Genomic DNA, 12298 nt, shown 5'->3' with positions numbered 1-12298 from the left:
ATGATGTAACCTGATGAATAATTCTTTAAACGCAAAAACGACTTTAAACATTGACGGGAAGTCATACAACTATTTTAGCCTAAATAGTGCTAGTGAATTTTTAGGAATAGATGTAACTAAATTGCCCTGCTCACTTAAGGTTCTGCTTGAAAATTTATTGCGCAATGAAGATGGAGTAAACGTAAAGCTGGATGATATAAAAATACTAGCAAGTTGCGTTAATAAACACGCTAATCATGAAATTAGCTACAAGCCAGCAAGGGTGTTGATGCAAGATTTTACAGGGGTTCCTGCTGTCGTCGATTTAGCTTCTATGCGGAGTTATGTCAAGAAAAATGGAGGCGATCCAAGCAGCATAAATCCGTCTGTGCCCGTTGATCTTGTGATCGACCATTCTGTTCAAGTAGATAGTTATGGAAGTGTTTCCGCATTCAGTAAGAATGTTGAGCTAGAAGTAAAAAGAAATTTGGAGAGATATCAATTCTTAAAGTGGGGAGAATCATCCTTCACAAATTTTAGAGTAGTACCGCCAGGTACTGGAATTTGCCACCAAGTGAATCTTGAGTATTTAGCGCAAGTTGTATGTAATAAGGATGGGGTTTTGTATCCTGATACTTTGGTTGGTACGGATAGCCATACTACGATGGTTAACGGGTTATCAGTCCTTGGTTGGGGTGTTGGAGGCATAGAAGCTGAGTCTGTGATGCTTGGTCAACCAATTAGTATGGTGATTCCAGAAGTAGTTGGATTTAAATTAATTGGCAGACTGCCGGAAGGAGTAACTGCGACTGATTTAGTGCTGACGGTTACCAATATCCTAAGAACAAAGGGTGTTGTTGGTACGTTTGTAGAATTTTATGGTGATGGTTTAGATTATTTATCTTTGGCAGATAGGGCAACTATAGCAAACATGGCCCCAGAGTATGGCGCAACTTGTGGATTTTTTCCAATTGATCAGAAAACGCTAGATTATTTAAGCTTAACCGGAAGGCCAGAAAAGCTAGTTGAGGCTTATGCGAAAGAGCAAGGATTGTGGCGTGGCAATAATGAGTTAGCATTTTTTGACATACTAGAGCTTGATTTATCAAGCGTGAAGCCAGTAATGGCTGGTCCCAAAAGACCACAAGATAAGGTTTTTCTTTCACAAGTGGCAGAGTCTTTTTCTAAATCATTTTCAGTTAACGAATTAAAGGAAAGTGATAAGCTTCAAGATGGAAGTGTAGTTATTGCAGCAATAACAAGCTGCACTAACACCTCAAATCCAAGTGTAATGATTGCTGCAGGTCTTGTAGCTCGTAATGCAATTAAACTTGGATTAAAATCAAAGCCTTGGGTTAAAACTTCTCTTGCTCCAGGGTCACAAGTTGTAACAGAATATTTAGAAAAGTCTGGATTGCAGGTAGATCTAAATGCTTTGGGTTTTAATCTAGTTGGATATGGTTGCACAACTTGCATTGGGAATTCTGGTCCACTTAATAAAGATATAGAAGATGGCATTAAAAACAAAAATTTAACTGTTGCTGCAGTTTTATCCGGTAATCGTAACTTTGAAGGAAGAATTCATCCGTTAGTCAAAGCTAATTACTTGGCATCTCCTCCACTTGTTGTTGCATATGCACTTGCTGGTACTGTGCAAACTGATTTGATAAAAGATTCAATATGCAAAGATAAGAATGGAAATGATGTCTATCTCAAAGATATATGGCCAACAAACAATGAAATCGAAGATTGTGTTAAAAATGTGGTAACACGTGAGATGTTTATACAAAAGTATAAGGATGTTTTTTCTGGTGATGAACATTGGCGAAAGATAAAGTGTGAAAAAAGTGAAATCTATAATTGGGATGCAAACAGCACTTACATACAAGATCCGCCCTATTTTGATAATTTATCACCTAAAAATAATAAAGATAAAACAATCGATATAAAAGGTGCACAAATATTGGCAATGTTTGGCGATAGCGTAACCACTGATCACATTTCCCCTGCTGGAAATATTGCCTCAAGTAGTCCTGCAGGTATATATCTAAAAAATCTTGGAATTGAGCCACAGGACTTTAATTCGTATGGGTCTCGTCGTGGTAACCACAATGTAATGATGCGTGGGACTTTTGCTAACATTAGAATAAAAAATGAAATGGTAAGCATCGAAGGCGGCTATACAAAATATATTCCTTCTCAAGAAACTATGTCGATTTTTGATGCAGCAATGCGCTACAAGGAAACTCTCATCATTGTGGCAGGAAAGGAGTATGGCACAGGTTCAAGTAGGGATTGGGCAGCAAAAGGTACTTTATTGTTGGGGATTAAAGTTGTAATTGCAGAAAGCTTTGAGCGTATACATAGGTCCAACTTGGTCGGCATGGGTGTTCTTCCACTTATATTCCAAAATGGAATAACCAGAAAGATATTTGATGGTAGTGAGGTAATAAGCATAAAAGGTGAAATAGTGCCAGGTGGAAATCTAGAATGTATCATCAAAAGAAAGGATAATTCAAAGCAATCAATTCAACTCAAATGCTGTGTACAAACCGCAACTGAGATTAAATACTTAATGCATGGCGGAGTGTTAAGCTACATACTTGCACAATCCTTTTAAAGTTATTGCATGGACTTCTTTTAGCCAGCCCTGATCCCTTTATAAATAACAATTTGCTCTGTGCAAAGTTATGATATAATTTTACCTTACATATAGTAAAGGTGTTTTATAAATAATTATGATTACCTCTATACAAGAACCTAACGAATTGAGAAAACGTTTACAAGGATTTTATCGTGCTGATGAGAAAAGTTATGTACGCCGCCTTATAGAAAAAACAGAGCTTTCAGCTGATTCAAAAAGTAGAATTTATAATATTGCAAAACAAGTTATTGAAAAAATCAAACACAATAAATTAAGTATTGTAGATTCCTTTATGCAGCAATACTCGCTTTCCAATGATGAAGGAATAGCATTGATGTGCCTTGCTGAATCGCTACTTAGAATACCAGATGATTATACAATAGACGAAATAATCAAAGATAAAATTGCCAATCAGGAATGGAATAAATATTTAGGGCACTCTTCTTCGTTGTTTGTCAATGCTTCCACATGGAGCTTGATGATAGGTAGCAGTATATTGAGAGATAATGAAGGCGATTCGAAGTTCTATTACGCAATTTCTAAGTTACTTAAGAATTTAGGAGAACCGATCATTCGCAAAGCAGTAAAACAAGCAATGTCTATGCTTGGTAATCATTTTGTTGTTGGAGAAACCACAGAAGAAGCTTTAAGGTATGCAAAACTAGATGACAATAGTAAGTTTTTATACTCTTTTGATATGCTTGGCGAAGCTGCTCACACAGCTGAAGATGCAGAAGAGTATTTTAATTCATACATGCACTCAATAAAAGCTATAGGTGAATCCACTGAAATAAATGATTGTTTTAAATCGCATGGAATTTCAATCAAATTGTCTGCGTTACATCCACGTTATGAATTTGGTCAATTCGATAATATAGCTGAAGAGTTGAGAGCTAAACTGCTAGAGCTTTGTCATGAAGCAAAAAAATACAACATTTCATTATGCATAGATGCAGAAGAAACAGAAAGGCTTGAAATGTCCTTAATCTTGTTTGAACAATTACGGCTTGATGAATCACTTTCTGAGTGGGAAGGGCTTGGCTTGGCTGTACAAGCATATCAAAAACGTGCTTTATCTGTTCTTGACTTTGTAGAGGATGTTGCTATTCGATCAAATCATAAAATTATGGTCAGACTTGTAAAAGGTGCATATTGGGATTCAGAAATCAAGCGTACGCAAGAATTGGGATTAAATGATTACTCAGTATTTACAAGAAAAAGCTATACTGACGTATCTTACCTCGCGTGCGCACAGAAACTTTTGAGTAAACCAAACAGCTTTTACCCATGCTTTGGAACTCATAACGCCTATACTTTTGCTTCTATCATGGAACTTGCTGATAAAAACCACCCTGGATTTGAATTTCAACGCTTACATGGAATGGCAAAAGACTTATATGATTATGCAATGTCAGAGCTTGCAACAAATGTTAGCTGTCGTGTCTACGCACCCGTTGGGGAACATAGTGACTTGTTGCCTTATCTTATAAGATGCCTTCTTGAAAATGGAGCTAATAGTTCATTTGTTAATCAAATAAATGATTCTAACGTTAAAATTGATGAGTTAATTTCAGATCCACTGGAAAAAGCTATAAATTTTAATTATGAACCTCATCCAGGCATTCCGTTACCACAAGATATTTTGGGACCAGAAAGAAAAAATTCTTTGGGAATGGATATTAGTGACTCGGTGATAGTCTCACAATTTGCAGATGATATAAAGAGCTTTAGTGAAAAAAAATGGCAAGTTGGGCCGATAATTGACGGACAGTCACTTTTTGATGATGCCAAATTTACTGAAGTGGTGAATCCTGCACATTTAGAAAATGTAATTGGAGAAGTGTCAAATACAACAAGTGCTCAAGTTTTAAACGCTCTTGAAATAGCACATAATGCTTTTACTGAATGGCAGAATGTTTCAGCAGAAAAGCGCGCTAAATGCCTTGAAAAAGCTGCAGATTTGCTTGAAGAAAGGATGAAAGAGTTGATTTACATTCTGATCGTAGAAGCAGGAAAAATTTTATCTGATGCAATAGCGGAAGTAAGAGAGGCAGTGGATTTCTTACGTTACTACGCAACGATAGCAAAAAATGAACTGAGCGACTGGAAAAAATTGCCAGGTCCAACGGGTGAAGATAACTTCATCTTTTTTGAAGGCAGAGGAGTTTTCCTGTGTATATCACCATGGAATTTTCCACTTGCTATCTTCATTGGGCAGGTTTCAGCTGCACTTGCAGCAGGTAATGCGGTGCTGGCAAAACCGGCAGAGCAAACGCCGATTATTGCCTACGAAGCTGTTAAGATACTACATGAAGCTGGGATACCAAAAAATGTGTTACACCTCATTCCTGGGGATGGTGGATATTTAGGCAAAATATTAGTTCCAGACAATAGAATTGCTGGAGTAGCTTTTACTGGCTCAACACAAACTGCTCAAATAATTAATAAAATGCTTGCGGATAGGGATGGTCCTATTGTACCGCTTATTGCTGAAACAGGAGGGCTCAATGCTATGATTGTTGATAGCTCCGCTCTCTTAGAGCAAGTGACTACAGATGTTGTACTTTCTGCGTTTCGCAGTGCCGGCCAACGCTGTTCTGCACTTAGAGTGCTGTTTATTCAAGAGGACATAGCAGAGAAGCAGATAAAAATGATATGTGGTGCAGCGCAAGAACTCAAGATTGGTGACCCAATACAACTTAGTACTGATATTGGTCCAATAATTGACAAAGCATCTATCGATATGCTAACTCAACATACGCAAAAAATGTCAGAGGACGAAGATTCAAATCTGTTATTTAAAGTACCCATGGATACAAATTCTCATAATGGTTATTTCTTTCCTCCATATATTTATGAGATACAAAAAATTTCGCAATTAAAGCAAGAAGTATTTGGTCCTATTTTGCATATCATACGTTTTAACAAGTCACAATTAAATGAAGTTATAAGTGATATAAACAATACAGGATATGGGCTTACATTTTCTTTGCAGAGCCGTATACAAAATCAGATCGATTTAATAAGCAAAAAAATATCAGTTGGAAATGTCTACATCAACCGTAACCAGATAGGTGCAGCAGTTGGGATACAACCATTTGGTGGTAGAGGACTATCTGGCACTGGGCCAAAAGCTGGTGGTCCTCATTATTTACAGCGTTTTTCTACAGAAAAAGTTGTAAGTGTTAACACTACAGCATTCGGTGGTAACACTACACTTATGTGTTTGGATTAATTTGCGGGCCCTAATTTTTCTCCTATCTTACCCCTAAACTAGACGTTCGTGCAGACAGCGCTAAAATCAGAAAAGGACCAGTTCATGCACTAGACTTCTTGCATAACCTAAACTAAGCAGAAAAAAGGTGTCATCCGAGTAGCCCCTTCGGTTTCATCTCAGTGCCTCTATGATGTCATCCCAGTGCCCTGACTACTTGGATCCAGGAAAAAGAATGATGTCATGAAAGTAGCCCCTATGATGTCATTCCAGTGCTCCTTTCTCGTCATCCCAGTAGCCTCCTTTTTTTGTCATCCCAATACCCCCCTCTTGTCATCCCAGTGCCCAGACACTGGGATCTCATTTTACTTTATGATAATGTCATGAAAGTAGCCTCCTTCTTGTATCTTGTCAAAAGCATCTAATGTTTTAAGCTTAAGCATTAGGTGGAGAAGGGAGGAACTCTGTGCTTCTTCTTAGATATAAAATCTGTAGAGGAGATAAGAATTCCCTTCTCAAAAGTATAGGCTGGACGGTATCGTAGAAAGACCTGAATGGTTCTAATTCTGTATTCACAAGACTAGCCTTACTTTTCATTTTTAATGGTAACGTATGGGGTTATATATGATCAACAACTTTTTGGGCATAGATATATCAAAAGATCGCTTTGATGTTTTTCTCTCATTTATAAGCAAAAAAGGAAAGCGTGAAACTAGAAAAAGAAGCTTTAAGAACGATGGTTTCAAAGTCTACTGAATTTTCTACACAAACATAATGTAGAAAAAGTAAAAACCTGCATGGAATCTACTGGTTGTTATAGCGAAGCACTGGCTGAATTTCTACACAATGCTGGACATTTTGTAAGTGTTGTAAATCCTTATTGCATAAAATCTTATGCAAGGAGTAAGCTGATACGACAAAAGAATGATCAGACCGATGCAGAAGTTATTGCTGATTATTGCCAAAGACAGGAACCTTCTAGTTGGACACCACCTTCTCCTGAAATGAAAAAATTAAAACATCTTTATCGTTGCTCAGTTGCGTTAAAAGATGAGTTAACATTAGTAAATAACCACTTAGAAAAAAAAGAGAGACTGCCTAAAGAAGTTGCAAATGCTTGGGAAGACCTTGCAATGAATATAGCTCAAAAAATAGAAACAATAAAAAACTCCGTACGTGAACTATTAAATCAACACAAAGAATTGTTGGAAAATTTTCAACTTCTATTGACTATTCCAGGCATAGGAGAAGAATCAGCAATAGCTATTTTAGCTGAAGTTTCTGATATAGAGGTTTTTAGAGATGCCAGGCAATTGGCAGCATATACAGGAGTTATACCACGAAATATGACGTCAGGTTCCTCTGTATATGCCAAACCCAGATTAAGTAAATCCGGTTCACAAACATTACGTAAGGCACTTTTCTTTCCTGCCATAGTAGCTAAGAATCACAATCCTATCATTATGAGCTTTTGCCAAAGATTAAAGGAAAAGGGTAAGCATAATATGGCCATCGTTGGTGCTGCAATGCGTAAGCTACTCCATATCATTTTCGGTATTCTGACATCCAAAAGTGCTTTTGATCCTAACCATATCAAAAACTACAGGGCTAGGAGGTTGACTGAAGGTTTAGTACTTTAAAATCAAAAATGCTTCCTATCATCTATCTTATGTAAAGTGGTATCTTACACAAATTTATTGAATGTTGTTGGTTAGTGGATATGTTGATAAGTAAACTTCATCTGTTTTGTGCGTATAAAACTAATTTACTTATCAACATATCCACTAACTATAATCTGTGTACTGTTACACAATTGGAAGTATTTTTTGATTTTATGATGCAACTTGGGAAATTTTTATAATTTTTTTGTTGACTAACAAGACGGTATCTCCTGTCATTCTAGTGCTCCTTTTTTTGTCATCCGAGTAGCCCCTTTTTTGTCATCCGAGTAGCCCCTCTTCTGTCATCCGAGTAGCTGACACTGGGATCTCATTTTACTCTATAATGGCAGTGCTCCTTTCTCTTCATCCCAGTGCCCAGACTACTTGGATCCAGGAAACTTAACTCTACACCAAGTAAATGTACAATAAGAACTAGATTCCAGACTGGAATGACACCCTACTTAACCGTCATACCGCCGCGGTATCTCTTAGCATAGATCCCGCTAACAAGCAGCGGGATGACGAATTACTTAACCATTATACCGCCGCGGTATCTCTAGATCCCGCTAACACCTTACTATTACCCACAAATATAAATGTTTGTTGCATAGCTCTTAATGGCATAACTTTTGCTTGAAATAACTGTTTATATGGTGCAATTTACAGCTTTTAGTTGCTAAAATTATAACTCTTAATTTAATAATTTTAATCCAATAAGCTTTCAGGTTAATAAAATTAAATTATTTGAGTAAATACAATACCATGTCTTTATTTGTGGGTAATAGTAAGCGCTAACACGTAGCGGGATGACGAGATGCCACCGCGAACCGTCATACCGCGATTCATTCGCGGTATCTCTTAGCCGCTAATACGTAGCGGGATGACGGTTGTCGGTAGGCCTAAATTACTTTAGCCATAAATATTTAAGAAATTTACCAAACGAAAAAAAAGGCAAAAGAAGCCCCGAGTAGCGAGTTTTGACTCTATATTACTGTAAGTGGCGCTGTAATAATGTGCTGACGCTTAGTTTAAGCGCGATTTGGCTGAATGTAGAAAAAATAAAAAAGACATGCAGCCGCTATAATTTTATCTAATCCGCCAATAAATACCCTGAGTTTTTTACTGAATTTTTGTTGTTGAACCTGCGCAGATCAAAAACAAGTTTTGAGTTATAAATACCCTTATTATCATAATAAGGGGGCTGGCGGAGTTTGTCAAGGAAGTTTTTGTATTTTAATTTTAGAATTTTATAGGCTTTTGTTTTCATGAAATTATGTTCTCATGGGTAAATTAATGTTATCCTTTTTTGTTGATCTAAAGTTTTTTATGTTCATACACTTACGTGTTCATAGTGTTTATTCGCTGCTTGAAAGCTCGGTTAAAATTGAGGAGCTGATAGGCCTTTGTTTGCGAAATAAAATGCCAGCGGTTGCAATTACTGATTCAGGCAACTTGTTTGGCTCGCTCGAATTTTCAGAATATGCAGCAAGTAGGGGAATACAGCTAATAATAGGATGCAATATTATAGTTAAACATTCAGAACAAAATTTACCTATATTATTGCTTGCAAAAAATGAGCAAGGGTACACTAATTTAGTCACTTTGGTGAGTGAGTCTTTTAAAAAGCGCAAGAATAACAGCGATATTCCTTACGTTGATTTTGATGAGCTATTGAATTTAAGTATGGGTCTGATCGCTTTAACCGGTGGATGTTTGGCTCAACTATTGTTGGGGCAAGATAAAGAAACGGTTGAAAAACTGCTTTCAGCATTCGATGGTCATTTATATGTTGAATTGCAGCGTCATGGGCTGAATAAAGAGCTAGAGCTTGAAGAAGCTTTAATAGATTTTGCTTATCAGCGCAATGTACCACTGGTTGCAACGAACGATGTGTTTTTTCCAAATAGGTCTGATTATGAGGCTTATGACATATTAACGTGCATATCGGAGGGGAGTTATGCCCTGGAGAATAACAGAAAGAAGTTAACTACCGAGCATTACTTCAAATCTGTGGCAGAAATGGAGGAGCTGTTTAGCGACATTCCCGAAGCAATTCATAACACTTTAGTGATAGCTAAGCGGTGCTCTTACATGCCAAGAAGCAGGCAGCCTATCTTGCCTAAATTTCCTTGTCGAGAAAATAAAACTGAGAATGAAGAACTGAGGGAGCAGGCAGTTGCAGGATTGAAGCTGCGTATTGCAAAATCCTCTTCTGTCACCAGAACACCCTCCACTGTCATCCCAGTACTTGATACTGGGATCCAGAGAGATTCCAGCGTCACGCGCTGGAATGACACCAAACCAGATGATGACACACAACATGATATCGATTTCAAGCAATACTACGACAGGTTAGATTATGAACTAAGCGTAATAACTTCGATGAACTACGCTGGCTACTTTTTGATAGTTTCTGATTTCATTCGTTGGAGCAAAGCAAATGGCATTCCAGTTGGTCCAGGAAGAGGCTCTGGTGCTGGATCAATTGTTGCTTGGAGCTTACAGATTACAGACCTTGATCCAATAAAGTTTGGCCTAATATTTGAAAGGTTTTTAAATCCCGATCGTGTATCAATGCCTGACTTTGATATCGATTTCTGCCAAGAGAAAAGGGACCTGGTTATTGATTATGTTCAGAAAAAGTACGGTTATGTTGCTCAAATAATCACTTTTGGAAAATTGCAAGCAAGGGCAGTATTGCGTGATGTTGGTAGAGTATTGCAAATGCCTTACTCTCAAGTGGATAAAATATCTAAAATGGTTCCATTTAATCCAGTAAATCCTGTAACTTTATCGCAAGCGATAGAGCTTGATCAAAACCTGCAGAAAGAACGGGATAGTGATGAGGTAATTGCAAAGCTTCTTGATATATCACTAAAGCTTGAAGGAATATATCGTCACGTTTCAACTCATGCTGCTGGAATTGTAATATGTGATCAAAAGTTGGAAAATTTTGTTCCTGTGTACTACGATCCAAATTCGGCTCTGCCAATCACTCAATACAGCATGAAATATGTGGAGAAAGCTGGGTTAATAAAATTTGATTTTCTTGGACTTGGTACGCTAACACTAATAGATCATGTATGTCGTTTAATTAATCGTGATGAAAAAAAGATCGATATTTCTTCAGTTCCTTTGAATGATCAAAAAACCTATGAGATGCTCTCTAGCGGTGATTCAATTGGAGTGTTCCAGCTTGAAAGTTCGGGAATGAGAGAAGCTTTAATCAAATTAAAGCCAGATTGCATTGAAGATATTATCGCTTTAATTTCCCTTTATCGTCCAGGACCTATGGATAACATTCCAACTTATGTTGCAAGAAAGCATGGACTTGAAAAGCCAGATTATATTCATCCGTTACTTGAAGGAGTGTTAAAAGAAACATTTGGGGTAATAATCTACCAGGAGCAGGTGATGGAAATAGCCCGTATTCTTTCCGGGTATAGCTTAGCGGAAGCAGATCTGCTGAGACGTGCCATGGGTAAGAAAATTAAGGAAGAGATGGATAAACAACGTGAACTTTTCATCCAAGGGGCAACGAAGAATGGCGTTGATTATGACAGGGCAAGTTATATCTTTGACCTTGTTGCAAAATTTGCTGGTTATGGATTTAATAAATCTCACGCAGCTGCATATGCGGTTATATCTTATCAAACGGCTTACCTTAAAGCTAATTATCCATTAGAATTTTTTACAGCACTAATGAATCTAAATATTGATGATAGAGATAAACTGAATTTATTTTATCATGCAGCAAAGTTTAGTGGCGTTACCGTTCTTCCACCTGATATAAACAAGTCTCAAGCTGAATTCTCAATAGAGGGTGAGTGCATACGTTATGGTATTGCTGCCTTGAGGAATGTTGGTTTTTCTATAGCAGAAGGAATAGTGAACACACGTTCAAGCGCTTATAAGGACATATGGGAATTCATTCAAAATTCAGGTCATATAATAAATAAGAGAGCGCTAGAAAGCCTAATTAAATCCGGGGCATTCGATAGCGTGCATAAGAACAGAAAGCAGCTATATGAGTCAATGGACATGCTGATTTACTTTGCAAATAAAAACAAACAGGATAGGGAATCAAGTCAAGCTGCTTTGTTTGGTAGTCTTGATGTCCTCAAACCGAAATTTGAGAATGTGGAAGATTTTGATGAAGAGGAAAAATTAGAGCATGAGTTATTTTCACTAGGATTTTATTTAACTAATCATCCACTTGAAAAATTTAGAATTCTTCTGGAAAAGTTAAATATTGGGTTTATCGGAGAAAATAGAACAGCAAAAACTGCTGGGGTAATATTAAATGCACGTATGAGAACTTCAGAGCGTGGAAGGTTTGTTATACTCACACTTTCTGATCCCCATAACGTTTCTGAAATAGCATTTTATAATAATGAAATAATAGAAGAAAAAAGAGATTTATTTTCACCAGGAACATTTGTGATAATTGATCTTGAAGCTTCGGAAAATACGACAAGATTAGCAGGCAAGGATATATCTGAGTTTACAAAAAGAATCGCTTCTACAATAAAGGAATTAGTTCTCACCACTGAGTGCACGGATTCGAAAAAAGCCGCTATGGAATTAAATGCAATATTGAAAGATAAAGGCAGAACCAAAATAATGCTAAAACTTCTTCTCGAAAAACATAAAGTGAGCATCTTATTACCAGGTGCATACTCAATTGCTCCTCAAGTTATTTATGAAATATCTAACTTAAGCTGGATTAAAGGCGTAGAAATTAATACAAATAACTTGCTTATATAAAAAAGCTTTATATAATGAAATATTTAATCGGTA

General features: G+C 37.0%; 3 protein-coding genes and 1 pseudogene. All 4 read left to right on the top strand.

Features of this window, described 5'->3' with window-relative positions; translation table 11 throughout:
- The first annotated feature begins 13 nt into the window (after nucleotides 1-13).
- The 4 genes and pseudogenes from acnA (at nucleotide 14) to dnaE (ending at nucleotide 12265) form a co-directional block, all read left to right on the top strand.
- Nucleotides 14-2599 carry an aconitate hydratase AcnA gene (gene acnA, locus ABWU38_RS03045; RefSeq protein WP_353272454.1) on the top strand — a complete coding sequence of 862 codons (2586 nt, stop codon included), beginning with the start codon at nucleotides 14-16 and terminating at the stop codon, nucleotides 2597-2599.
- A 118-nt stretch (nucleotides 2600-2717) separates the two neighbouring features.
- Nucleotides 2718-5858: a bifunctional proline dehydrogenase/L-glutamate gamma-semialdehyde dehydrogenase PutA gene (putA, locus tag ABWU38_RS03040; protein WP_253309503.1), complete on the top strand. Its 3141-nt coding sequence runs from the start codon at nucleotides 2718-2720 to the stop codon at nucleotides 5856-5858.
- Between the two features lie 603 nt (nucleotides 5859-6461).
- Nucleotides 6462-7477, top strand: a pseudogene (locus tag ABWU38_RS03035) (IS110 family transposase).
- A gap of 1347 nt (nucleotides 7478-8824) precedes the next feature.
- Nucleotides 8825-12265: a DNA polymerase III subunit alpha gene (dnaE, locus tag ABWU38_RS03030; protein WP_353272453.1), complete on the top strand. Its 3441-nt coding sequence runs from the start codon at nucleotides 8825-8827 to the stop codon at nucleotides 12263-12265.
- Nucleotides 12266-12298 lie beyond the last annotated feature (33 nt).

It is taken from the genome of Wolbachia endosymbiont (group A) of Urophora cardui (assembly GCF_964028435.1).
Lineage (GTDB): Bacteria > Pseudomonadota > Alphaproteobacteria > Rickettsiales > Anaplasmataceae > Wolbachia.
The sequence above is the reverse complement of the archived record's forward strand: the minus strand, read 5'-3'. Positions and strand labels throughout refer to the sequence as shown.

Excerpts from the sequence above, each read along its gene's own strand:
- dnaE (WP_353272453.1), top strand. The coding sequence starts at position 8,825 with ATGTTCATACACTTACGTGTTCATAGTGTTTATTCGCTGCTTGAAAGC.
- acnA (WP_353272454.1), top strand. The coding sequence starts at position 14 with ATGAATAATTCTTTAAACGCAAAAACGACTTTAAACATTGACGGGAAG.
- putA (WP_253309503.1), top strand. The coding sequence starts at position 2,718 with ATGATTACCTCTATACAAGAACCTAACGAATTGAGAAAACGTTTACAA.